The 23,605-nt window shown below is 39.5% G+C and carries 22 protein-coding genes and 2 tRNA genes; 8 read left to right on the top strand and 16 right to left on the bottom strand.

What is annotated here, in order from left to right:
• Positions 1-49 precede the first annotated feature (49 nt).
• From G9H65_RS10710 to G9H65_RS10665, 10 genes are all read right to left on the bottom strand, one after another.
• The gene (locus G9H65_RS10710; protein WP_166375339.1) at positions 50-988 is read right to left on the bottom strand and encodes a hypothetical protein; all 939 of its coding nucleotides are present in this window, start codon (positions 986-988) and stop codon (positions 50-52) included.
• A 2-nt stretch (positions 989-990) separates the two neighbouring features.
• Positions 991-1,737 (bottom strand): ribonuclease III, encoded by a 747-nt coding sequence (gene rnc, locus G9H65_RS10705; protein WP_166375338.1) that lies wholly within the window; start codon positions 1,735-1,737, stop codon positions 991-993.
• 4 nt (positions 1,738-1,741) lie between these two features.
• Complete coding sequence (gene fabF, locus G9H65_RS10700) at positions 1,742-2,989, bottom strand: beta-ketoacyl-ACP synthase II (protein WP_166375337.1); 1,248 nt, start codon at positions 2,987-2,989, stop codon at positions 1,742-1,744.
• A gap of 123 nt (positions 2,990-3,112) precedes the next feature.
• Positions 3,113-3,349, bottom strand: a complete 237-nt coding sequence (locus G9H65_RS10695; RefSeq protein WP_092019417.1) for an acyl carrier protein — start codon at positions 3,347-3,349, stop codon at positions 3,113-3,115.
• Between the two features lie 165 nt (positions 3,350-3,514).
• On the bottom strand, positions 3,515-4,432 hold the full coding sequence (locus G9H65_RS10690) for an ROK family protein (protein WP_166375336.1): 918 nt from the start codon (positions 4,430-4,432) through the stop codon (positions 3,515-3,517).
• Between the two features lie 77 nt (positions 4,433-4,509).
• A complete protein-coding gene (locus G9H65_RS10685; protein ID WP_166375335.1) occupies positions 4,510-4,965 on the bottom strand; it encodes a YkgJ family cysteine cluster protein in 456 nt (151 codons plus the stop codon).
• A 1-nt stretch (position 4,966) separates the two neighbouring features.
• Entirely contained in the window at positions 4,967-5,551 is a 585-nt protein-coding gene (locus tag G9H65_RS10680; protein WP_166375334.1) for a thymidine kinase, read from the bottom strand.
• Between the two features lie 48 nt (positions 5,552-5,599).
• Positions 5,600-6,358 carry a succinate dehydrogenase/fumarate reductase iron-sulfur subunit gene (locus G9H65_RS10675; protein ID WP_166231551.1) on the bottom strand — a complete coding sequence of 253 codons (759 nt, stop codon included), beginning with the start codon at positions 6,356-6,358 and terminating at the stop codon, positions 5,600-5,602.
• A 9-nt stretch (positions 6,359-6,367) separates the two neighbouring features.
• Positions 6,368-8,347 (bottom strand): fumarate reductase/succinate dehydrogenase flavoprotein subunit, encoded by a 1,980-nt coding sequence (locus tag G9H65_RS10670; protein ID WP_166375333.1) that lies wholly within the window; start codon positions 8,345-8,347, stop codon positions 6,368-6,370.
• 22 nt (positions 8,348-8,369) lie between these two features.
• Positions 8,370-9,038 (bottom strand): succinate dehydrogenase cytochrome b subunit, encoded by a 669-nt coding sequence (locus G9H65_RS10665; RefSeq protein WP_166375332.1) that lies wholly within the window; start codon positions 9,036-9,038, stop codon positions 8,370-8,372.
• A gap of 173 nt (positions 9,039-9,211) precedes the next feature.
• Between G9H65_RS10665 and G9H65_RS10660 the strand changes: the two genes are divergently transcribed.
• Both G9H65_RS10660 and G9H65_RS10655 read left to right on the top strand, forming a co-directional pair.
• Positions 9,212-12,052 (top strand): T9SS type B sorting domain-containing protein, encoded by a 2,841-nt coding sequence (locus G9H65_RS10660; protein ID WP_166375331.1) that lies wholly within the window; start codon positions 9,212-9,214, stop codon positions 12,050-12,052.
• Entirely contained in the window at positions 12,052-12,411 is a 360-nt protein-coding gene (locus G9H65_RS10655; RefSeq protein WP_166375330.1) for a thiol-disulfide oxidoreductase DCC family protein, read from the top strand. Before G9H65_RS10660 ends, G9H65_RS10655 begins: the two co-directional genes overlap by 1 nt.
• Here the strand turns inward: G9H65_RS10655 and G9H65_RS10650 are convergent.
• Positions 12,408-13,505 carry a hypothetical protein gene (locus tag G9H65_RS10650; protein ID WP_166375329.1) on the bottom strand — a complete coding sequence of 366 codons (1,098 nt, stop codon included), beginning with the start codon at positions 13,503-13,505 and terminating at the stop codon, positions 12,408-12,410. The two genes, G9H65_RS10655 and G9H65_RS10650, sit on opposite strands and share 4 nt — an antisense overlap.
• A 100-nt stretch (positions 13,506-13,605) precedes the next feature.
• Here G9H65_RS10650 and fabD point away from each other — a divergent pair, with 100 nt between their 5' ends.
• Complete coding sequence (fabD, locus tag G9H65_RS10645) at positions 13,606-14,487, top strand: ACP S-malonyltransferase (RefSeq protein ID WP_166375328.1); 882 nt, start codon at positions 13,606-13,608, stop codon at positions 14,485-14,487.
• Positions 14,488-14,621: 134 nt separating this feature from the next.
• Positions 14,622-14,695: transfer RNA gene (locus tag G9H65_RS10640), tRNA-Gln, on the top strand.
• Positions 14,696-14,763: 68 nt separating this feature from the next.
• On the opposite strand, the gene G9H65_RS10635 is transcribed toward G9H65_RS10640, so the two are convergent.
• A complete protein-coding gene (locus tag G9H65_RS10635; RefSeq protein WP_166375327.1) occupies positions 14,764-15,360 on the bottom strand; it encodes a mobile mystery protein B in 597 nt (198 codons plus the stop codon).
• Positions 15,351-15,809: a mobile mystery protein A gene (locus G9H65_RS10630; RefSeq protein WP_166375326.1), complete on the bottom strand. Its 459-nt coding sequence runs from the start codon at positions 15,807-15,809 to the stop codon at positions 15,351-15,353. The genes G9H65_RS10635 and G9H65_RS10630 overlap by 10 nt, the downstream gene beginning before the upstream one ends.
• Before the next feature lie 120 nt (positions 15,810-15,929).
• Between G9H65_RS10630 and G9H65_RS10625 the strand changes: the two genes are divergently transcribed.
• The 4 genes from G9H65_RS10625 to G9H65_RS10610 all read left to right on the top strand — a co-directional run bounded on the left by G9H65_RS10625 (position 15,930) and on the right by G9H65_RS10610 (position 20,228).
• A tRNA-Gln gene (locus tag G9H65_RS10625) sits at positions 15,930-15,999 on the top strand.
• Between the two features lie 148 nt (positions 16,000-16,147).
• The gene (locus tag G9H65_RS10620; protein ID WP_166375325.1) at positions 16,148-16,621 is read left to right on the top strand and encodes a tetratricopeptide repeat protein; all 474 of its coding nucleotides are present in this window, start codon (positions 16,148-16,150) and stop codon (positions 16,619-16,621) included.
• A 150-nt stretch (positions 16,622-16,771) separates the two neighbouring features.
• Positions 16,772-17,935, top strand: coding sequence for a hypothetical protein (locus G9H65_RS10615; RefSeq protein ID WP_166375324.1), 1,164 nt, complete (start codon positions 16,772-16,774; stop codon positions 17,933-17,935).
• A gap of 112 nt (positions 17,936-18,047) precedes the next feature.
• Entirely contained in the window at positions 18,048-20,228 is a 2,181-nt protein-coding gene (locus tag G9H65_RS10610) for a sialate O-acetylesterase (RefSeq protein WP_166375323.1), read from the top strand.
• On the opposite strand, the gene G9H65_RS13555 is transcribed toward G9H65_RS10610, so the two are convergent.
• Genes G9H65_RS13555 through G9H65_RS10595 form a run of 3 tightly spaced genes read right to left on the bottom strand, consistent with a single transcriptional unit; the run spans position 20,225 to position 23,373 of the window.
• Complete coding sequence (locus G9H65_RS13555) at positions 20,225-21,085, bottom strand: TonB-dependent receptor plug domain-containing protein (RefSeq protein WP_394367201.1); 861 nt, start codon at positions 21,083-21,085, stop codon at positions 20,225-20,227. The two genes, G9H65_RS10610 and G9H65_RS13555, sit on opposite strands and share 4 nt — an antisense overlap.
• Positions 21,086-21,097: 12 nt before the next feature.
• Positions 21,098-22,381, bottom strand: coding sequence for an AGE family epimerase/isomerase (locus G9H65_RS10600; RefSeq protein WP_166375322.1), 1,284 nt, complete (start codon positions 22,379-22,381; stop codon positions 21,098-21,100).
• 2 nt (positions 22,382-22,383) lie between these two features.
• Positions 22,384-23,373, bottom strand: a complete 990-nt coding sequence (locus G9H65_RS10595) for a bifunctional heptose 7-phosphate kinase/heptose 1-phosphate adenyltransferase (RefSeq protein WP_166375321.1) — start codon at positions 23,371-23,373, stop codon at positions 22,384-22,386.
• Between the last annotated feature and the right edge of the window lie 232 nt (positions 23,374-23,605).

Below are 23,605 nucleotides of genomic sequence, written 5' to 3'. Positions count from 1 at the left end.
AGCTAGCTTAATGTTCACTTCTGAACAATTACTTGATGAAGAAAATCAATTAGTTGAATTTTCTACGAATCATTTCATGTAATTCATTCCATGACTCTTCATTGTCTGCTCTTTGGAACTCAGCATACCGATGTTGGATGACCTCTTGCCAAGTATGGCTTTCGGCTTCTTTATCAATGTATTCAATCAATTGGTTCAAATGATGACCTTCTCCATCAAAAATGGATTGAATGAACTTGATTTTTTGGTTTAGGCTGATGCTGTTGGCCAAAGTTTCAGTCATTTTGGTTTCCACCAAAGATTTTAACGAACCATCTGTTCCTTGTAGTTTTTCAAAGACTTTTTCGGAAGTGGAATCAGCGATTACTTCCATGATTTTTCTGCCTGGAGTAGCTTGTTCTTTAGGTTCTTCTTGGAAAAAGCTATTGGACGTGGAAGGAGCTGGAGATACTTGAACGTTTTCAATAATGATTTCCGCCACTGGCTTGGCAGGTATAGGCTCCGAAACTATTTCTTCTATAATTTCCACGGTAGCCGTGCTGGTTTCCAGGACAACAATCTCAGGTTCAGGTGACTCATCCTCAGGAAGATCTTCTAAGGCTTCTGGAGCTTCAAAATAAACTTCGGCGGTCAACAAGGTATCTGGACTTATTTCTTGAGTCTCAGCACCCAATGCGTTGTATAAATAGTCAGACTGTGCACTGGAATTATTGATTTCTTGAATCCAATGATTCCATATGTGATTAGGAAGGCTAACTTGTAAAACGAGTGAGCGAGTAATATTATCCCATTTTTCTTGGAATCGATGACTTTGCCAATCAAAACAAGGTAATTGATCTTGAACTCGTTGACTTTGTAATTGTGACAGTAGTTCAGATTGAAGAACTTCCAAGGTGGAAGCGGGAATTTCTTGCTGTAAAATATCTTGAAAAGTACTTGATTGACCTTCTTCGGTCCAGTAATGAAGCAAAATATTGGGCGTCGGCATCGTTAATTATTTATTTCCAGTTCTTCGCAGGCTTTCATAGCAGCTGTTTGTTCTGCTTTTTTCTTGGAGTAGCCTTTACCTTCGGCTACCTTCAAGTTATCTACCAGAACGATGGCTGTAAATTCTTTATTGTGGTGTTGGCCCTCTTCATCCAAGGTAAATACCACTTTTTTCCCTTCTTTCTGAGCCCATTCAATTAAAATGGATTTAAAGTTCGGATTATTTTGAACCACAGTTTCTAAGTCGAAATACTGTGTTAATATCTTTTTGATGATGAATTTTTGAGTAAAGGCAAAGCCTTTATCTAGGTAAATGGCTCCAATGAATGCTTCTAAGGCATCTCCATACATGCTAGACCTAGAAAGAATGGTTCTTTTTTGGTTTTCATATTCAATCACCTCGTCTAAGCCTAATTTTCGACCTAATACATTTAGGGATTCCCGGCTGACCATTCTAGATCTGATTTCAGTTAAGAAACCTTCGTCTTTAAATGGGAATTTTTGGAATAAATAGGTTGCTGTAATCATACCGAGTACAGAGTCCCCTAAAAATTCTAGGCGTTCATTGGATTCTTTGAAAGATTTGGCAATGCTATCCTTCGAGGCAGAAGCATGTAAAAAGGCCAAGCGATAGAGCGACAGGTTGGATGGACTTTCGCCAATCAAATGGGTTACAGATTTCTTTAGAAATTTCTCTCTTTCATTTAGTTGGGTAGGATTCAACCAGCTTAACACCGAGAGAATTTTCATAAGCCTATACTTTTCGGAAAATGACGGTAGCATTGTGTCCACCAAAACCAAATCCATTACTTAATGCAATGTCTATTTTTCTAGCTTTACCTTGATTAAGTGTCAAGTCTAGGTTTTGATCAATGGCAGGGTCTAAATCCTTGCAATTGATGGTTGGAGGAACAAATTGGTGTTGTATTGCTAGGATAGAAGCGACAGCTTCTACTGCACCAGCACCACCTAAGAGGTGTCCGGTCATGGATTTGGTGGAAGAGATGCTCATTTTATAAGCATGGTCACCAAAACAATCTACGATGGCTTTTAATTCTTGTGGGTCACCAATCGGGGTAGAAGTACCGTGCGTATTGATGTAATCCACTTCTTCAGGTTTGATTTGAGCATCTTCTAATGCATCCATCATGGAAAGTAGGGCACCATATCCTTCTGGATGGGGGGCCGTAATGTGGTAAGCGTCGGAAGAGAATCCACCTCCGATTAGCTCGGCATAGATTTTAGCTCCACGTGCTTTGGCATGTTCGTATTCTTCTAGGATCAATGCACCTGCACCTTCACCTACCACGAAACCATCACGGTTAACGTCGTAAGGACGAGAGGCAGTAGCAGGATCATCATTTCTTTCCGACATGGCACGCATGGCAGTAAAACCACCTACGGATGCAATGGTCACTGGAGCTTCCGAACCACCTGTCACACAGATATTAATACGACCTGTACGAATGTAGTTGAATGCATCAATGATGGCATTGTTCGCTGATGAACAAGCAGAAACAGTCACGTAGTTTGGACCACGGAATCCATTTCTGATGGAAATTTGACCTGAACTAGAATCAGCAATCATTTTAGGAATGAAGAAAGGATTGATTTTTGGCGTTCCATCTCCTTTGCCGAAATAAATCATTTCATCTTCAAAGGTTTTTAAACCACCAATACCCGATCCCCAGATGACACCGACTTTGTTTTTATTGATTGCTTCCATATCAAATCCAGCATCCTTGATGGCTTCATCGGAAGCGACAATGGCATACTGAGTGAATGGGTCCATTTTACGGGCCTCTTGACGTGGAATGAACTCTTCAACACTAAAATTCTTAAGTTCACAGGCAAAACGAGTTCTGAATTTTTCAGCGTCGAATTTGGTGATAGGTCCGCATCCACTTTTTCCGGTAGATAAACCTTCCCAATATTCACTTACTGTATTTCCAATAGGGGTAAGGGCTCCTAAACCCGTTACTACAACTCGTTTTAACTCCATAATTATCCTGGTATTTTAGGTTTGAAAAATAAAAAATGTCAATTCGTAAGGGTATTTTTCTAAGGAACTAGGTTCCTGAGTTATTACCAATTACCAATTGACATCATTATTATTTCGTTTCGATTACTTTGCGTTCTCTTCCAAGTAGGTGATGGCTTGTCCTACAGTTTGGATATTCTCTGCTTGATCATCTGGAATAGATACGTTGAATTCTTTTTCAAATTCCATAATCAATTCAACCGTGTCTAAGGAATCAGCTCCTAAATCGTTTGTGAAAGATGCCTCAGGTGTAACCTCAGATGCTTCTACTCCTAATTTCTCAACGATGATGCTTTTTACTTTTTCTGCAATATCTGCCATTTCTAAAATATTTTGGGGTTCAAAAACGATGCAAAGATTAGAATTAAAACTTAGATTATCAAACAAATTTTAAGCCTAATTGCATTATTAAAATAAATAATTAGATAAAAATAATTCTTTTTTTTGAATTGTTTAAAATTCTTGCAATTGATTTATACTAAAGCCTTAAAAACAAAGCGAAGCGGCTCCTAAAAGTCCAGCATCATTTCCTAAAAGTGCCTTTTTAATACTCAGTTTTTTCAAGTAGGCAGGAGTTAACCAATAATTCAATTGTTTCTCCATGCTGGGTAATATGAAATCGAATGAAGCAGAAAGTCCACCTCCAATAAAGATATTTTTGATATCTAGAATACGAATTAATGAAACAATCATGTCTCCCAGCATTTCACCTACTTCGTTCCAAATAGCTAACGCTAATTCATCCCCTTCTTCGGCGGCTACTACTAAAGCTGTGGTAGAAATTGAGCCGTCTGCCTCTAAGACAGTTTTACCTTTATAGGCGGCACGCATGGCAGTAGCCATTTGCAACAATTCTTTTTTACCGATATTTCTTTCCAATACTTTGCCATTTCTAGAAGGAACGTGTCCTGGTTCCATGGCATTTCCATCGCCACCTAAGAATATTTTACGATCAATGATAGCGGCACCACCAATACCCGTGCCTAAGGTTAAAAAGATGAAATCTTCTGGCATGCTTTCTTTTTCAGGCGAGAAATAAAATTCCCCTAAAGCTGCGGCATTGGCATCATTTTCCATGAAAAATTCATGTTCTGGAAAGCGTTTTTCCAACATGGAAATTAAATGAGCACCATCAATTTCAGGAATGGCCGTTATCTCAATTAAGGTCTTACGGTTTTTTGTTAAAATGCCCGGTAAACCAATTCCCACTTTATGCACATGTTTGTGTTGGAATAATTGTAAGGCAATCGCATCTGCTAAGCGTTCTAAGAAGTGATTGGATTCTCTCCAGGTGGCTGTATCGTAACTTTGGAAATTAGTTATATGGCCCGTTTCAGGATGGACAATGCCCATTTTAACTCCTGTTCCTCCTACATCAATTCCTAGATATTCTGCTGCTTCCATGCGTTCTTTTGGTTTAATTTGCTGCGAATTTCTTTAAAATTACGCGCATATTCAAATATTCTATTGGGCAATTTGGTTTAGTTGTAGATTCTTTCCAGTTTTTCCATGATTTGGGAAACGGCTGGACAGATTAAGGCATTTTTTTGAGTTAACTTAAGAATACCCAGCATGTTTTTTCGATCAGTATGAGGATATTCCCTACAAGCCTTCGGTCTGTGTTCGTAAATATCGCAAGCATTATCGTCTAACAAAAAGGGGCATGGACTGGAGGGATAAACCCAGTCGCCATCGGCATCTTTGATTAAATAGGTATCCAAAAAATCGGATACTTTCATTTTTAAGAGCTTAGCTACCCGTTGAATGTCGGTTTCATTCCACATGGGGCTGGTGGTTTTACAACAATTCCCGCAATCTAGGCAATCCATGTTTTCAAATACCGCTTCATGTGCTTTTTCAAATTGAGCGTCTAGGTCTTTCGGTTTTTTGGCCCGAATGCACTGAAAAACTTTGGTGAAACTTGGATCTCTGGGCATGTTACTTACGATGAGTGAAGCAAGTTCGGCATAGTGCTTCATAACTTTCTGATTCACCCAACATGACGGTTTGCTGTTGCTGTACGATTCGATGGGAGTATTGAGCTACTCCTCCACATTTTACACAAACGGCATGTACTTTGGTAATGTATTCGGCAATGGACATAAGACCGGGCATAGGGCCAAAGGGTAGACCTTTGAAATCCATGTCTAAGCCAGCAATTATCACGCGTTTACCTTGGTTGGCCAAGGTATTACAAACTTCAATGATGTTTTCATCGAAGAACTGTGCTTCATCCAAGCCCACGACATCACAGCTGCCAGCCAGAAGGAGTATTTCACTGGAACTATGCACAGGAGTGGAACGGATGGAATTTTGATTGTGAGAAACAATATCCTCATCGTGATAACGAGTATCGGCGGCAGGCTTAAAGATCTCCACTTGTAATTGGGCGATTTTCGCTCTTTTCAGTCGACGAATTAATTCCTCTGTTTTACCAGAAAACATGGAGCCACATATCACTTCCACCCAACCGCTGGGATTGGTATTTTGAGAAGATTTGGCATGATTGGGCTCTAAAAACAAGGCATGAAAAAGCCCCTTGATTCCAAGGGGCTTAGTTTAGGTTACATCTTATTTGGAGGTAAATACCGATGAGAAATACTCACGGTTCATGCGAGCAATGTTCTCTATGGAAATACCTTTTGGACATTCAGCTTCACAAGCACCTGTGTTAGAACATGCACCGAAACCTTCTTCGTCCATCTGAGCTACCATGGCTTCCGCACGCTTCGAACGCTCTGCTTGACCTTGAGGTAATAAAGCCAATTGAGAAATCTTCGCTGAAGTAAACAACATGGCAGAAGCATTTTTACAGGCTGCTACGCAGGCTCCGCAACCAATACAAGCTGCCGCTGCAAATGCCTCATCGGCATCATCTTTTGGAATAGGTAAGCTATTCGCATCTTGTGCATTTCCTGTATTGACAGAAATAAATCCACCGGCTGCAATGATGCGATCAAATGCCGAGCGATTAACTACTAAGTCTTTAATCACTGGAAAAGCTTCTGCTCTCCAAGGTTCAATGGTGATGGTTTGACCATCGCTAAAGCTACGCATGTGTAACTGGCAGGTCGTAACTCCTTTGTTAGGTCCATGAGGACGGCCGTTGATGTACATCGAGCACATTCCACAGATACCTTCACGACAATCGTGATCAAAAGCTACTGGATCATCACCTTCTTCGATAAGACGGTTGTTGAGCACGTCAATCATTTCCAAAAAGGACATATCCTCCGAAATACCACTTACTTGGTATGTCTCGAATTTACCCGCAGTTTGGGCATTTTTTTGTCTCCAGATTTTAAGCGTCAGGTTTAAATTTCCTTCCATGTTATCGAATTATTTATAAGATCTTTGAGCTATTTTAATGTTTTCGAATTTCAATTCTTCTTTGTGAAGTTCGAATTGAGATTCACCTTTGAACTCCCAAGCAGCCACGTAAGCGAATTTCTCGTCGTCACGCAAGGCTTCTCCATCCTCAGTTTGATATTCTTCACGGAAGTGTCCTCCGCAACTTTCTTGTCTATCCAATGCATCTTTACACATCAGCTCTCCTAATTCTAGGAAGTCGGCCACACGACCAGCTTTCTCTAATTCAGGATTCAAGTTGTTCGCCTCACCTGGAATACGAACATCACTCCAGAACTCTTTGCGTAAAGCTTGAATGTCTGCTATGGCCATTTTTAGACCTGCTTCATTTCTTGCCATTCCACATTGATCCCACATGATTAGACCAAGTTTCTTGTGGAAATAATCCACTGACTTGGTTCCTCGAATGTTCATTAATTTATCAATCTGTTCTTTCACCGCTTTTTCTGCATTGACAAAAACTTCGCTATCAGTTGATAAGGCAGGCGTTCTGATTTCAGATGCCAAGTAAGCACCAATCGTGTAAGGAATTACGAAATACCCATCAGCTAATCCTTGCATCAAGGCCGATGCTCCTAAACGGTTAGCCCCGTGATCCGAGAAGTTGGCTTCTCCTAAGGCATATAAACCTGGAACGGTTGTCATTAAGTTATAATCTACCCAAAGTCCACCCATGGTGTAGTGAACTGCTGGGTATATACGCATTGGCAATTCATAGGGATCTTCTCCTGTGATTTGCTTGTACATATCGAATAGGTTACCGTATTTTTCATTTACGACTTCCTTACCCATCAATTGAATTTCTTCATCACTAGCGTGATGTATGTTTCTTTTGTTGGCTTCAGCTTTACCATAACGAATGATGGCAGCTGCAAAATCTAAATAAACAGCCATTTTGGATGTTCCTACTCCATAACCAGCATCACAACGCTCTTTCGCGGCGCGAGAAGCAATGTCACGAGGAACTAAGTTTCCGAAGGCAGGATAACGACGCTCTAAGTAGTAATCACGCTCATCTTCTGGAATTTCATTGGCTTTACGTGGATCATCTTTCTTTTTTGGAACCCAGATACGGCCGTCATTACGTAATGACTCTGACATCAAGGTTAATTTCGATTGGTGATCGCCAGAAACAGGGATGCAAGTTGGGTGAATTTGAGTGTAGCAAGGGTTAGCAAAGTAAGCTCCTTTTTTATGTGCTTTCCATGCTGCTGTTACGTTGGATCCCATGGCGTTGGTCGACAGGTAGAATACATTTCCGTATCCTCCAGTACACAATAAAACGGCATGACCAAAGTGACGCTCTAACTCACCAGATACTAAATCTCGGGCGATAATTCCACGAGCTTTACCATCTACTACCACCACGTCCAACATTTCATGACGAGTAAATAACTCAACATTTCCCATACCTACTTGGCGTTGTAAAGCCGAATAAGCACCTAATAATAATTGTTGACCTGTTTGCCCTGCTGCATAAAAGGTACGTTGAACTTGCGTTCCACCGAATGAACGGTTAGAAAGTAAACCACCATATTCACGAGCAAAAGGTACGCCTTGAGCCACACATTGGTCAATGATATTGCTTGATACTTCCGCTAAACGGTGCACATTAGCTTCCCGTGCACGGTAGTCTCCACCTTTGATGGTATCATAAAATAGGCGGAAAGTAGAGTCACCATCATTTTGATAGTTTTTAGCTGCATTGATACCTCCTTGAGCGGCAATTGAGTGCGCACGACGAGGTGAATCTTGAAAGCAGAATACTTTTACTTTATATCCTAACTCAGCCAAGGAGGCGGCAGCAGAAGCTCCTGCTAAGCCTGAACCTACGATGACCACTTCCAAATTACGTTTGTTGGCAGGATTTACTAAGGAAACACTGGAACGGTATTTGGTCCATTTTTCGGCTAAAGAACCTTCTGGAATTTTTGCGTCTAATTTTGTCATATTAATCGTATCGGCTGAGGAATTAATGAATCAAATTAAAATGGAGTGCGATGGGCATAGCGGCAAATAAAGCGGCAATGATGATGGCATACGCTGCACCAATGCATTTAATCGTCGGAGTGTATTTTGGATGGTTCCAACCAAGACTTTGGAAGGCACTCTGAAATCCATGCAATAAGTGGTAACCTAATGAAATACATCCTAACACGTAAATGATAACTACCACTGGGCTAGTAAATACAGCTTGCATCTCGTTATACAAAGTATGCTCTTCAGTTAAGTTGTCTGTCAAACGAGAGAAATACCAGAAATGCTTTAGGTGAATTATCAGGAATAATAACAACAAAGTTCCTAAAAGTCCCATGGAACGAGAGTACCATTTACTGTTAGCAGCACCGTCAACAACGGCATAGGCAACAGGACGTTTCTTTTTGTTGTCCATCCATAAACGTAAACCGTCTAAAATGTGAAGTAATAAACCTCCAAATAAAACGATTTCCATGGTACGAATGATGGGATTCTTTGCCATGAACTCTGCACCTTCATTAAAAGTGACCCCACCATCGTTTAAAAAGATCGTGGCATTAAGTCCGCAGTGAACAATGAGGAAACTAACTAAAAATAGGCCGGTGATTGCCATTAAGAGCTTTTTCCCTAGAGATGAATTAAGTGATTTTGATAACCAAGCCATAAATGAAATTTATTTTGATTGAGTTAAATATTCGCCCACGCTAAGCACAAGAGAAAATTTAGGACATAAAACTACAATTGATTCGTGGGTCTTTCAAATATTCGATTAAAAAAACCGTTTTTTTTATTTTTTTCGAATTGCTTAATTAACTTTCCATATTACAAATTTGTTTTATGTCTTATAAAAATTATTCCGCCTACATTCTTGCCTTTTTGCTTAGTTTTTTGGGAATGATTTTCCAAGCTGAGGCAACCCACTTAAAAGGGGGGGAGATTACCGTAAAGCGGATTTCCAACGTCAGCCTGACCTATGAATTTACCTTAACTACTTATACTGAGGATAATAGAGCTAATCAAGATCAGACAGATGTAAATTTCTGTTTTGGAGATGGTTCAGGGATATTCAAATCCAAAAGACTTTTGCCCATCGTTAATTTGGGGAATGGTACTTTGAAAAACACCTATAAAATTGAATATACTTATCCCGCACCTGCATTGTTTTATAAAGTATCAGTTGCTATTCCCAATCGTAATGATGGAGTTCGCAATATCACGCGATCCGTGGAAGTTCCTTTTTATGTCGAGACAATATTCTCTATTAACTCGGGTTTAGGCCAAAATTCCACTCCCTTATTGCTGAATCCTGCGGTAGATTTAACGGCAGTTGTCGGTCAACCATTTATCCATAATCCTAATGCTGTTGATGCAGAAGGGGATAGTCTAGCTTATCGTTTAACCGTTTCTCGTTACGGTGATTATGAAACTTGTAATCCAACAAGCCGTGGAATAACGGCCCCCAATTTCAGACAACCTAATGAAGTTTCAACCACTGCTTCCTCCTTTACCATTAATTCCTTGAATGGGGATTTAATTTGGGATTCGCCTCAGGAATTAGGTATATACAATTGTGCCTTCATTGTAGAAGAATGGAGAAATGGAATAAAAATTTCCGAAACGGTACGTGATATGCAGATTGAGGTTAAGGATTTAGATAATAAAGGTCCTAAAATCGTAGTACCTCCTGATGTTTGTATTCAGGCTGGGGCTCTAATTCGAGAAACCATAACGGCCGCTGATGTGGCTTCAAAAACAGGCCGTTTAGATCCTGTGACCATCATTAGCTCGGGTAATGTATATCCGATAGATACTTCATATGCCATCAAGCAGCCATTTGCCACGTTTATATCTACTCCAAGGCAAACGGGGACAGCTACTGGTACGTTTACTTGGCAGACTGCTTGTCAGCACATACGAAAGGAAACCTACGATATTTTCTTTAAAGCCGAAGATAATCCTCCTACTGCTATTGGCGGAGGCGTGAAGTTGGTAGATAGTAAAATTTGGAAAATTAAAATCATTGCGCCTTCTATCAAGAATTTGGTGGCTAGAATTCAGCCAACTAAAGGTTCCGCTTTATTGACTTGGACCCCTTATACCTGTTCATTGCCAGGGGCAAAAATCATTGTATTCCGTAAGCAGGCTGCATGTACATCGGTGGTGAATAAATCTTGTGAAACGGGGATGCAATTAACCGGATTTACGGAGATAGCTCGTTTGAACGCTGGTGACGTACAGTTTGAGGATACCAATAAGGGGGCGGGATTGATGAAGAATGCCAATTATGTATATGTTTTGGTGGTGGTGTTTACCAATTCAAGTGGTCAGACCGATTACAGCCCTATGTCCAATTCCAGCTGTGCTTTTATTCCTTCATCTGCGCCCTTGATGACAAACGTTTCTATTCAAAAAACGGATGCAAGCAATGGGGAAATATTGGTTCGCTGGTCAAGACCTTTGAATCTAGATACTAGTTTGTATAAAGGTCCATACCAGTATCAGGTAATGCGCGCTGAAGGAAATGGGTCCACTAATTTCGTGGCCATTGGAAATCCTATTTCAGCTTCGATTTTACAAGCGAAAAATGATACTTCGTTTATCGATAAAGGATTGTCTACAGAAGCGAAGGTTTATCGATATCGTGCAGATTTTTATTACACATTAAATGGTCAATTCAAATTATTGGATTCACCTAGTCCAGCCGCTCAGGTACAATTAGTAGCTCAGTCAGCCGTAAGGTCTAATAAGTTGGCTTGGTCTGCCGATGTTCCTTGGTTAAATGATTTCCAAGTTCACCGGGTTTATCGAGAGACTCCACGTGGTTCAGGAAAATTCAATCAAATCACGGAAGTCTCAGTGGCTGGTCCTAGTACCTATACGTATACAGATCAAGGAACAGATTTTTATACCAAAGATGGAAAGTTTGATGTTACACTTTCTCCAGATTCTACCTATTGTTATTATGTCGAAACCTTAGGCTCTTATGGTGAAGGATTCCCTGCCATGACCTTAATTAATGCCTCTAAAATTGTTTGTTTAAAACCACAGTCGGATGTAAATCCATGTGCTCCTAAATTGAGTTTATCTGCTCCTGATTGTGCGGCCTTGGATGGTTCTTTGAATTGTAACTTTACCAGTTTTACGAATCAATTGACATGGCAACCGACTTTGACGGGAACCTGTGATCAAAATATAGCCTCGTACCGTATTTACTATGCGCCTAGTGCCGCAGGGCCATTTACTCGGATTGCAGAGGTTAGCGATTTACGCTATTTACATCAAAAGAAAGACTCCTTCATTGGAAGTTATTATGTAACGGCCATTAGTCAATTAGGCAAGGAAAGTCCGAAAAGTGAAACATTGAACCAAGACAATTGCCCTTCTTTTGAACTACCTAATTTATTTAGTCCGAATGGCGACTCGAAAAATGATCTTTGGTTACCTATGCGTTGTCCTCGATTTGTAAAAACGGTCGTATGTAAAATTGTAGACCGTTATGGTCAATTGATCTATGATTACAACGGCACGGGATCTGATTTTGGGTGGAACGGGAAAGATAGTTCAGGAAAAGATATGGCAGTGGGAACTTATTTTTACACGGTGGATGTTAGCTTTGATGTCAATGATCCAAGTTTGAAAACCAAAAGTTTGAAAGGTTGGGTCGAACTAGTTCGCTAATGAAAACCCCCATATTTATCGACGGGAATTGTCGCTTTTGTCGCTTTTGTGCCAAAGTTTTGCGTTACATGTGTGGCGAAAAGATTCAGATTGAATTTCAGGGTTCTGATGTGTACCAAAGCTATGTTTTAAAATATCCCCATCCAAATTGGGAAGTGGATAGCATTAAAATGGTACGGGGAAATCAGGTTTTGATCAAGTCCAAGGCCGTTGAGTATGTTTTGTCTTTGGCCCCATGGTATTACCAAATTTTTCAGATATTCTTTTTTTTACCTAGCCGTGTATTGGATAAAGGCTATGATTTTATTGCCAAAAATCGATTGATTTGGGGGAAATCGGTGGATGCTTGTGAGCTTTAGCGACTCCGTAAAATGGGTGTCATTTGGTTGAATAGTTTAGGATCAAAAACGATATCCCATTTTCTAGCCGCCTCTTCTAATCCAGCAAAGTTAAAGTGAGTTCCATCCCAGCGAAAACCAGCGCCTACCACAGATTGTAAATTTGCTCCTTCGATGACATTGGGGAAGGTTTTCAAGATGACATTTTGAGCTTCCTGCACATGTAAATCCTCTGTTTTATTGAGACCACGGTTACTTCGTGCCAGCATAAAATTCAGATTTTTACTTTGAAGTATGTTACGGGTATAATCCATATAAATACCGGTGTATTTGATGATGTTATCCATGGAAGTAGTGGCGTCATTTTCTCCATGAATGACCAATACGGCTCTCAATCCACTTTTTGGTACTTCAGATAAGAGTTTATTTTCAAAAAAGGAATATGGGTATCTTTTTTTCCAGTCGAACAATGTGCTGCTGAATTCCAATCCTAAAGCCGATTTTCCCCATTGTTCCGAGGTAGATCCACCGATTCCCGTACTATAGATGCGAATGGGAACTTGATATCTGTTTTTTAGTTTATCGGCGAGTCTCCCCCAAAAGGCAACTACGTTATTGTCGGAATATTTAATGATTTCACACCATTTGTTGTCGTAATCGGTCAATTCATAAGGAGGTTGGCCTTCTGCTAAGGAGTGACCTATGACTGCAAAAACTTCTCCAACTTTAAAGGGAGATTGGGTTAGGAGAGTATCACTGACTGTTTTGGAATCCTGCATTAACTTGATTTCTGGATAATATCCACCAGCTTGTAAAGCGAATTCACCTTTAAATTGAGCACCTTCTTTACTTAGATTGAGCCAATCACTTTCTTTTCCACCAAGAATGTTTTTGAATTTGACTTGGGCAGAAGTAAATGATAGGGAACTTTGTCCTACTAGGACAATGGTACCTTGATTGTTGAGATCTCGTTGAATAAAAGTCCGACTATTCGATGCATCAATTTGGATATTTCCTTGCTGATTGGTAGATGGGTTATTCTCTTCCTTTTGGCAAGAAATGAATAGGCTTAGGCAGAGAGGGATTGCTAGGAAGGTTAAAAATCGATGGAACATGCAATTGAAATTTAAGAGCGTTTCAGATAGCCAGAAGATTAATTTATCTTTGTCAAAGATTGTCAATCTTAAATCAAAAATATAACAAAACATAATAAAAATGAAGGCATTCGTATTTCCCGGTCAAGGATCTCAGTTTCCAGGTATGGCCAAAGATTTATATGAGAACTTTGCTTTAGCGAAAGAAATCGTGGATGAGGCGGATCAAATTTTGGGTTTTTCGTTGTCGAAAGTCATGTTTGAGGGGACTGATGAAGATTTGAAACAAACGAAGGTGACTCAACCAGCCATTTATTTGCACTCGGTGCTCGTGGCTAAATTAGGGAAAGATTTTGCTCCAGACATGGTGGCGGGACATTCCTTGGGCGAGTTTTCAGCATTGGTTGCGGCAGGAGGATTATCTTGGCAAGATGGATTACGTTTGGTTTATCAAAGAGCCTTAGCGATGCAAAAGGCTTGTGAGGTAGTTCCAAGTACCATGGCAGCAGTTTTAGGCTTAGCAGATGCCGAAATTGAACGTATTTGTGGAGAATTGAACGGGGAAGTGGTGGCAGCTAATTACAATTGCCCAGGCCAGGTGGTGATTTCAGGAAGTGTGTCTGGAATAGAAAAAGCAGCTGAGCTATTGAAGGCGGCAGGTGCTAAGCGAGTATTGACATTACCAGTTGGTGGAGCATTTCACTCACCCTTTATGGAGCCAGCGCGTGTGGAATTGGCGGCAGCTATCGAAGCCACGACGATCGAACGACCTATTTGTCCGATATTCCAAAATGTAACGGCAAAGCCTTCACAGGATCCAGCAGAAATCAAGCAGAATTTAATTGCTCAATTGACAGGTGCAGTACGTTGGACGCAGTCGGTGGAGGCAATGGTTGCAGCAGGTGCAACGGACTTTATTGAGTGTGGTCCGGGTAAGGTTTTGCAAGGTTTGGTAAAGAAAATTAGTGCTGATGTCCAAGTTGCATCGATGGAGTTGGCATAAGCAGCTTTGTCAAGTGCAAATTAATTGCTTGATTTAGAGCCTCCAAGCCGATTTTGGATGAAATAATTCAATTTTTTTTGAAGCACATTTGATAATTCGCTTAGGAGGTCTTATTTTTGCATTCGATTTGGAATTGACCTATGGTGTAAAGGTAACACATCTGATTTTGGTTCAGTCGTTCTAGGTTCGAATCCTAGTAGGTCAACCACCCTTTCCCTCGCTGATTTTTCAGCGGGGGATTTTTGTTTCTAATTGTCTTAAAAGTTATATTTTAATTTAAGATCTAGCAAAAGCAAGAAGAGATTTAAAATCACCGAGATCGGCTGCTTTTATTGCATTTAAGTAGTTTTTTCTAATTTCAGGTACATTTTTGCTAGAGTAGGCTCCCCATGTAAATTCTGACTGTTGGTAAATTTTATCAATTATTATATCTGCCATTAAGCGACTGTGTCTACCATTTCCATTGGGAAAACAATGAATACTTACGATTCTATGTTTAAATCGAATGGCCATTTCGTCGGGTAGATAAATGTTATTTTCATACCAAAATCGAGTATCATCTAGTAGAATTCTTAATTCTGATGGAATCTGCCATTTGTCAACCCCTAAGTTTTTATTCGTTTTTCTGAATTTTCCAGCCCATTTCCATACGTTAGCATACATTCTTTCATGTACTTTACATATGAACTCCTCTGTTAGTAGTTCTTCGGCCTTAATCGTTCTCATTAAAGCCCATTGAATAGCCTCTTCTATATTTTGTTGTTCGAATTCATCTAATTCTCCCCTAGTGGCTATACTGGGAATAAGAAGCCCCTCTTTTTCTTCATCATCCAATGGAGTTTGCCCTTCATTATATGCTATTCTTAATCCCATAGAATTTTTGGCATTTCTTGTTTTAACGAATGAGTTCTCTCTTTTATGGCTTTCTCAATTCGCTCATTTGAGTTCTCCTGATCTTCCAGTCTCATGGTATTGGATGTTCTCATCACAATTTTAGTGGCTAGCTTCAACGCTTTTTTTTCTATAAGTGCCTCTAGGGAACCATCAATTGGGACAAAACCATATACTAATTTCATATCCAAAGCTTCTCCAACCTCCCTTAATGCCTTTATTGTAATGCCTCCTTCTATTTCCCTTTTTTCTATATCGGCTATTCCTTGTTTTGATTTGGAGAGTTTATTCCCTAATTGCAACATGGACATCCCCAGAGAGGTTCGAATTGCTTTTACCCATCCAATAGGTGGGCTAATCACCTGATTAATAGAAGCCAGTATCAACATTTTGTCATTCAGTTGTTGACGTTGTAATGATTTCTTGTTCATAATGTAAATATATATATTGACTATTTTTAATAAAAGTAAATATATAAGTTGACTATTTCAAATAAAATGTAAAATTATAACTTGACTTATTGAGTCTGTTTTTTGCATTCGATTTGAAATTGACCTATGGTGTAAAGGTAAAACATCTGATTTTGGTTCAGTCGTTCTAGGTTCGAATCCTTTAGGTCAAGCACCCTTACCCTCGCTGATTTTTCGGCGGGGGATTTTTTTTGTTTTTTGAAATAAATCGAGAAAATAGGATTTTTGAAGGGCTGCTCTTATTTTTAGCAAAAATCAAAAAAAGATTCATTCGTTTGAGATACCTGATAATCCTTTGTTTGTTTTTACTAATATCTTGTACAGGTCAAGTACAGTATCAAACAGGTATCAGTAAGTTTTCCAATCAAGATTATTTGGGGGCAAATGTAGAATTTAGTGAGGCTCTTTTGAAGGACAAGCGAAACGATGAAATCTATTTTGCTCGGGCGGCCAGTCGGAGTTTAGCGGGCTACCATTCTTTAGCCATTGCCGATATGAATAAAGCAATTAGCTTAAATGATTCGCGTCCAGATTATTATTTTTTTCGAGGGTATTTCAAATCTCAATTGGCCTATCACAAAAGCGCTATCAAGGATTATTCTATTTGCCTCACTAAAGCACCATGGTATGTAGAAGTGTACCGTCAGCGAGCTGATTCATTTATTGCATTAGGTGATTTGACTGAAGCATGTCTCGATCTTCAAGAGGCAATTTCGGCTGGAGATACTTCAGCTATCACTTTGCAAGCTAAATATTGTTCTTTGAAGCCCTAATCCTCTTTTCTTAACTTAAAGCGGATATTTGCCAAGACAGAAGAAATATGATAATTTAGCAAAAAAGTATAATTAAAGTTAAATTGCGATACAAGAAAAGCTAGAAATAAGCTCTCAGGTATCTACATCTGCTATATTCTCTAATTACTTATGATTCCCCATATTCCTACTATTTTTCGTCGATGGAATGAATTGATTAGCCAATGGGCACAACATCAATTAGGCGTTTTGATTATTTGCCTAGGTCTATTTGCTGGGTTTTCTTTACTCTATTTTCCAAAGGTTATTGAGAAGCGGATGTACAATTCCTGGACGAGCAATGATAAGTATTTGATTGAATTTGTCAATAGTAAGATTGAACATCCTTTGGTGGCGATGGTGGGCAAAGATTCGAAAGAGCATTTTGCCAAAAGAGAATTGCGTATTACTCCTTATGTGATAGGAAAGGTATTTCATTTAAATGCCATTCGACTGTTTTATTTGCAGGTACTATTACTGCCCTTTTTTCTTTTTCTCTTATTTAATCTAGTTCGAAAGTTAGCTGGAGGAGATGCTCCCATGGCATTTTGGGCAACAGCATGTATGTTGTTTACTTATGTAGGACATTCATTTGTTTATGATACGCTTTTTTATGATTCATACGCCTTTGTATTTCTGTTACTAGCTTGTTTTTATTATGATCGCGTTTGGTCTATTTTAGCTTTGATTTTAGCCTTTTTTGTGGATGAGCGTAGTCTATTTCCTGCCTTAAATTTGCCATTATTATTTTTATTTCAAACAGGGATACCTCAAGGTAAATGGACCAACGTGATTCGTGATTTTCTTTTGAAAAACAGAGCGACACATTATCTATTGATTAGTTATTCATTGTATGCCTTGATTCGATTTTATTTATACGCCAATTTTCATTTAGAGACACCTATTGGAAAACAGGCTGGGGTACAATTGGGCTTTGCCTTTTTGCATGGATTTAAATTACCATATGCTTTATTTTCTGCTTTAAAATGGGCGATTTTTTTACCTATTTTTGTTTTTGCTTATTTTATTAAGCAACATATATGGACCTCGGCTTGGTTATATTTTGGGATTTATTTAGCTTCATTTATTGCTGCCACTGCAGTAGATGATGTCACGCGAAGTCTTACTTTTTGTTTTCCTATTATATTGGTATTCTTTCAAATCATCCATCATGTGAAAGAACACGAAAGTGCAAGAGTCTTGATTTTTCTCTTGTTTTTGGCAAATTTTTTCACGCCAACTTATACCTTGATCATGCATTTGGAACGGATTTCTCCATTCAATTGGATTTATTAAGCGCTTTGCTTGTTGAATCGTCGAGTCTTTAATCAATTGATTTCCCTTTGCCGATGCTTTTTACTATTTTAGTACCCAAAATTTGCCAACCCTAACTGATAAACGCCAAACTATGAAATACTTGCTTTTATGTTTTACCGTATTGTTTTCAATGCAAGTAAATGGTCAAGTATCCATTGTTTTTCCACATAATCGACAAGTATTTCAGCGGGATGCCCAAAATGAAGCTCGATTATCCATCCTAGGAAATTGTTCTCAAGATGTAAGTTTGGTACAATATAAATTGGAACCTGTGAAAGCAGGTCAAGGGACCTTAATCGATTGGACTAGTATGAATACCAAGCCAGTGGCTGGTTTTTATCAAGAAATCATTACGGCCAAAGGAGGTTGGTATACTTTGAAAATTCGTACCTATCAGGGCTCACAATTAAAAGATTCTACTCAATTAGATCGCGTTGGAGTAGGGGAGAATTTTATAATTTCTGGTCAATCCAATGCCCAAGGAGGAAATAACCGACGGGCCGAGGAAAGTTTTTCCAAGGATGATCGAGTTAATGTGGCTAATGTGTACAATTACTTCAAAGACTACAATAATTCGCCATTTTACCGCTATTTAGGGCGATTGAACACTGATTTCCCTTTTACCGATTTCCAACATTTGGATGCCAAAGCCACGATTGGTCCCATGGGATTATCCAATTATTATTGGGCGCGATTGGGGGATCGCTTAGCAGAGACTTACAATGTTCCTGTTTGTTTTATCAATACTGCCTGGTTAGCCACTGTTATGCGGAATTGGTATGAATCATCATTACCTAATGCCAAGCCATCTGCCAATCCTTTTGATCCCAACATTTCCTATGATGCTGGATTTCCTTTTAAGAATTTAAAGCGAGCAGTAGAGTTATTTGGGAAGAAAAACGGGGTTAGGGCCATACTTTGGCATCAAGGGGAAACGGATTCTTTTGGCTATCGTTTAGATTCTTATGAGCTTCGAAAAGCGAAAACGGATACCTATCAACAGAATTTCAAGGATATGATTAAAAACCTTCGGACACAAACGGGAATTGATGTGCCTTGGTTAGTTTCTCAGGTTTCTTATGGAGCAGGATTGGTAAATGGGGCTTGTACTATGTCATATACGGATGATTTATTGGTAAGAAAGCAGGGAGATATGGTGACCGAAGTTAGTGGTATACCTGAAATATATTTAGGACCTTATACCGATGTGGTAGAGATTCCTCGTAAACCAGATGCCTTCTCTGAATGTGTCCATTTCTCTCCAGATGCTTATGAAGAACTAGCCTACCTTTGGTTAGTGAAAATATCTGAGGCGATCAGTAAAAATGCCAAGGCGGTTACTCCCAAAGCTTTACCTAGTTTTTCGGTCATTTGTGATAATAGCAATGCGACCAATTTAAGTGTAACTACCCCAGATAACATTCAATGGTTAAATGATAGTTCGCAAGTATTTAGCACAAGTAATACCCTAACAAAAGCCAAATCGGGCAATTATGCGATGCGTTTGCAAGATGGTGTAGGAAATGAATTTAGCGTTCCTTTGTTTCAATTTAAGCCGCTGCAAGCTCCAGCAACTCCTGTTATTTTAGTCAAAGGAGACACCTTGTTTTGCCAAGGCGGTTCTGTTGAGTTACAAGTAGCAGCTAATTCAGATTTAAACTATGTATGGAATACAGGTGCGCAAAGTTCATTGATAACCGTAAAGGAAAAAGGCGCTTATCAAGTGAAAGGAACCAATAAATATCAATGTACTACAGCTTATTCGAATGCCGTTAGTACCCGAGTTTTTGACATTCCAGCGGCTCCTGTAATTACACAGGAAAGTCCTTATTTTCTTAAGACATCTGTATTGAAAGCTAGTGATACAAATATGTTTTGGGAGTTCAATCAAAAGGTATTGCCCGAAAAAAGTACGCTTTTACGTGTGAATGAGTCTGGGACTTATTCCTTGTATTTGACTAAAACCTATATTCCTGGACCAACTTGCGCATCTCCTAAGGCCAGTTATAGCTATAGTTTACCAGATGACATGGGAGTGGTGGTATTCCCAAATCCAGTAGTTAGCTTCTTGTCGATTCAAGCAAAAACTTCATTAGCTGGAGCATTAGTGAAAATATATACCTTGGATGGCCGATTGGTGATGGATTCACAAATCAGTCAAGATGGGTCTGCCCAATTAAATGTACAACACCTTTCGCAGGGATTGTACAAATTATGGGTAAGAACAAATGATCAAATGGAATACGTGAAAAATATCATCGTAAGCCATTAATTATAATCTTGCTCGAGGAATTTCTTCAATTTGATTTTATCATCGGACTTATTGAAATCCGTAGCAGCTTTACCCCATGTCCAAAGGGTGTAAGATAAAACTAAATCTCTTGGTAAATCAGCTGGAATTCCAGAGCTGATACCTCCTTTTTTCGTTTTGATTAAGACTACGCCATTTGCCCCTCTAACGCCATAAATAGCCGTCAAGGAAGCATCTTTTAAAACCTGAACGGATTCGATATCATTGGGATTGATGGTATTCAAATTTCCTGTTACAGGTACATCATCGACTACATACAAAGGGCTATTCGAATTGATGGAACCATAGCCGCGAACGCGCACCATAGTGGCACCACCAGGAGAATTATCGTTACCAACCGTCACCCCAGCTACCTGTCCAATCATTTTTTGATTCACACTAGCAGCATTGACATTGGCCAAATTTTTATCTGTGATTTTAGCCGGAGCTCCATTGTCTTTGGCTTTTTCTTTAACAGAAATACCGGCAAAATTCTTTTGGATAAACTCAATTCCTACACCAGCTTGTCCAGTTGCATTTTTCGACTTATGAATTTTTATTTGCTCTATTTGATTGATAGGAATGACCGTCGTGTCATAAAATGGACCTTTGGTAAAGACATCCATCGGGTCGTAGAGGTAGATAAATAAACTATCTCGACGAATGGAGAAAGTGCGACTTGCTTCCAGTGCTTGGCTTTTATTCGCTAAAGCACTGGAAGAGGCCGTCTTGCTGAAATACGTACTTAAAATCTGACTTACTTCCTGAGGAGAGGTGGTAGATTGTCCACTCACTGTAATACTCGCAAATACAAACAGGGTAAATAATACGTATTTCATGGCATGATGGGGTTAGTTAGAGTTAGCTAAGACCTTAGCTACTTCTCCTAGTCTTTCGTAGGATAGTATCATCGATCTTACATTATGGTAGTTAATTTTCCAAGAGTGCGACATATGTCTCCAGATAGGTTCTCCTTCTCTGGTCATCAAAGGCCACCACTCACCGGTGTTAAAATTAATCATTTTATCGAAAACAAAACGATGTACTTGTCGATAAGCTTTTAGAAAGTCTTGATCTTTAGTTAAGAGGTAGGCGTCAGCCATACCAATCAGCATTTCAGCCTGTTGCCAAAATTCTTTTTCTTTGTCATAGACCTGTCCATCGTGCGATCCTTCTACAAATACACCACCAAATTCCCAATCAATTCCATGTTCCATCGAATGGTAAAAAGCTTTATTCAGGTTATCCATATAATCTGCTACCGGGAATTTACCAATGTTCAGTGCATGCATTAATAACCAGCCAAATTCAGAGTTGTGGCCATAAGAAGTATTATCAACGGCTGAGGCTTTTTGTCCACCTTCCGCAAAACGATCCCAACCCCAAACGATATCAAATTTAATTTGCGGGGCTACAGACCAGTCGGCCCAGAATTGAGGAACACCTGTTCCGTACACGGGGTGCATGACTTTTTGTATCAAAATATCGATGGATTCCTTCAACTTTCTGCGATGTACTTCTTTAGCACTAGCTTCGTACAAGGTGGTAAATGCTTCCATCAAGTGCATGTGAACGTCCAACGTTTTGCGGTCGCCACCGGGTGATCCAGCACCCATCAGTTCCCATTCTTCGGAGAAGAACTCCCAATAGCCCCCCAGGTTGGTATCTACAGCATATTTTTGTAATAGGTCAAAGGTCTTTTCGGCATATTCCAAACCGATTGGGTCACCAGTAGCTAAGGTATATTCACTCAAGCTATAGATAACAAAACTATGTCCGTAGCCAATTTTCTGTTTATTAGTCGCATTACCTTTGCGGTCCATCATCCAATAGAAACCACCATTTTTCTCATCCCACATTTTCTCAATCAGGTATTTAACGCCATGCTCGGCCATTTCCTTCATGATCGGGCCACCAAAGCCGTGTCGGTAGGCTTGGGAATAAGTGAAAACAGAACGGGTTTGGGCGATCAGAGATTTTTCATCGGTACCTGAATCAATTCCAAACTCATCGAAATGGGTCAAATAGCCACCATATTCTTTGTCAATGGTTCTTTTGGACCAGAAAGGCAATAAGTGCGCTTCGGTATAGTCTTTAATTTCTTTTCTTAGGGCTTCAATTTCTTGAACATTCATCGTTATAATTGGTTTAGATCTAAAATTTCTTGAGGGGAGGCTTCACCAGTTTCGCCTAATTTATGGATGGAAATATGCGCACACAAGGTAGCAAATTCACAGGCTTCTTGTATACTGGCACCAGCAGCTTTAGCAGCAGAAAACCCTGCAACAATCATATCGCCGGCACCAACTGTATCAATGGGGCCTTTGGCAGGGATGCCTGCTTGCCAGTGAAAATGGTCGTGGTCAGCATAGATTAATCCGCGATCGCCAAGGGTTACTAGTGCGCCTTGCTGACGGCTTTTAACCCATTCTTTCACAATTTGTGGTACTTGATTATTGTCCTCCAATAGGGCAGGGTCTATATTCAGTAAATGGGCTAATTCAGATTCATTGACTTTTAATAATACATTATTAGCAAAATTTCCAAGGCTTCGTAAGTCGGCTAAGCCAATTTTATGCGCCTTATTCATGGCTTCTTGTAGCTTTTCTAGTAGATTTTGGTTCAATAATGGGTAGCGGAATTGCTCGTTGATGATCACCCAGTCGTAGTCAATTATTTGCTGACAGAGTGAATCCACTAAGTCTTGACTAGCCTGAACGATATCTTTTTCTTGCGTACCAAAGTCGATCCGATTCAACTCCACATCCCCTTGCATCGGTTTCGAATAGGTGGGTGTGTCCATGCCACTTAGAGCCTTAAGATTCTCAGAATGAATGCCTAAATTTTGGCAGTGAAAATTCATGTCGCGACCAAAAATGTCTGAACCAATGAGTCCGAATGCGGAAGTGGGAACGCCTAGAGTAGCCAGGTTTTTGGCCACATTTCCAGCACCACCTAGTCCTGTTTTTGGAGCTTTAGCCCAGTGTACTTCTTTTTTAGTTTCGACAGAAAAGTCGCCAGTAGCTTCGCTTTTTTGGAAGTAGAAATCAATGGCAAAATCTCCAATGACCGCAATTTTCAAGGATTGAATACGGGTTAGGATCTGCCGTAATTGTTCGGGGGACATGCGTAAAAGGTATAGATTGAAATAATAGGTTTATAATGATGTAAAGCTAAATAAAAATCGTCAAAAGGGAGTTGTAAATTATAAATGATGAATGATAAATTATAGATTGTGAATGCCTGAATGAAGTTGACCGTTTTATGTCATTTATACTTGATTAGTATTCAAGTATTTTTTGTTTAGCATATAGCTTGATTTAAATTTAATAGTTTTTTTTCAAAAGCAATAGGTGACA

This window comes from Aquirufa ecclesiirivi (genome assembly GCF_011250515.1).
Lineage (GTDB): Bacteria > Bacteroidota > Bacteroidia > Cytophagales > Spirosomataceae > Aquirufa > Aquirufa ecclesiirivi.
This window is presented reverse-complemented; position numbering and strand designations above follow the sequence as displayed.

Excerpts from the sequence above, each read along its gene's own strand:
- G9H65_RS10710 (WP_166375339.1), bottom strand. The coding sequence starts at position 988 with ATGCCGACGCCCAATATTTTGCTTCATTACTGGACCGAAGAAGGTCAA.
- rnc (WP_166375338.1), bottom strand. The coding sequence starts at position 1,737 with ATGAAAATTCTCTCGGTGTTAAGCTGGTTGAATCCTACCCAACTAAAT.
- fabF (WP_166375337.1), bottom strand. The coding sequence starts at position 2,989 with ATGGAGTTAAAACGAGTTGTAGTAACGGGTTTAGGAGCCCTTACCCCT.
- G9H65_RS10695 (WP_092019417.1), bottom strand. The coding sequence starts at position 3,349 with ATGGCAGATATTGCAGAAAAAGTAAAAAGCATCATCGTTGAGAAATTA.
- G9H65_RS10690 (WP_166375336.1), bottom strand. The coding sequence starts at position 4,432 with ATGGAAGCAGCAGAATATCTAGGAATTGATGTAGGAGGAACAGGAGTT.
- G9H65_RS10685 (WP_166375335.1), bottom strand. The coding sequence starts at position 4,965 with ATGCCCAGAGATCCAAGTTTCACCAAAGTTTTTCAGTGCATTCGGGCC.
- G9H65_RS10675 (WP_166231551.1), bottom strand. The coding sequence starts at position 6,358 with ATGGAAGGAAATTTAAACCTGACGCTTAAAATCTGGAGACAAAAAAAT.
- G9H65_RS10670 (WP_166375333.1), bottom strand. The coding sequence starts at position 8,347 with ATGACAAAATTAGACGCAAAAATTCCAGAAGGTTCTTTAGCCGAAAAA.
- G9H65_RS10665 (WP_166375332.1), bottom strand. The coding sequence starts at position 9,038 with ATGGCTTGGTTATCAAAATCACTTAATTCATCTCTAGGGAAAAAGCTC.
- G9H65_RS10660 (WP_166375331.1), top strand. The coding sequence starts at position 9,212 with ATGTCTTATAAAAATTATTCCGCCTACATTCTTGCCTTTTTGCTTAGT.
- G9H65_RS10655 (WP_166375330.1), top strand. The coding sequence starts at position 12,052 with ATGAAAACCCCCATATTTATCGACGGGAATTGTCGCTTTTGTCGCTTT.
- G9H65_RS10650 (WP_166375329.1), bottom strand. The coding sequence starts at position 13,505 with ATGTTCCATCGATTTTTAACCTTCCTAGCAATCCCTCTCTGCCTAAGC.
- fabD (WP_166375328.1), top strand. The coding sequence starts at position 13,606 with ATGAAGGCATTCGTATTTCCCGGTCAAGGATCTCAGTTTCCAGGTATG.
- G9H65_RS10635 (WP_166375327.1), bottom strand. The coding sequence starts at position 15,360 with ATGGGATTAAGAATAGCATATAATGAAGGGCAAACTCCATTGGATGAT.
- G9H65_RS10630 (WP_166375326.1), bottom strand. The coding sequence starts at position 15,809 with ATGAACAAGAAATCATTACAACGTCAACAACTGAATGACAAAATGTTG.
- G9H65_RS10615 (WP_166375324.1), top strand. The coding sequence starts at position 16,772 with ATGATTCCCCATATTCCTACTATTTTTCGTCGATGGAATGAATTGATT.
- G9H65_RS10610 (WP_166375323.1), top strand. The coding sequence starts at position 18,048 with ATGAAATACTTGCTTTTATGTTTTACCGTATTGTTTTCAATGCAAGTA.
- G9H65_RS13555 (WP_394367201.1), bottom strand. The coding sequence starts at position 21,085 with ATGAAATACGTATTATTTACCCTGTTTGTATTTGCGAGTATTACAGTG.
- G9H65_RS10600 (WP_166375322.1), bottom strand. The coding sequence starts at position 22,381 with ATGAATGTTCAAGAAATTGAAGCCCTAAGAAAAGAAATTAAAGACTAT.
- G9H65_RS10595 (WP_166375321.1), bottom strand. The coding sequence starts at position 23,373 with ATGTCCCCCGAACAATTACGGCAGATCCTAACCCGTATTCAATCCTTG.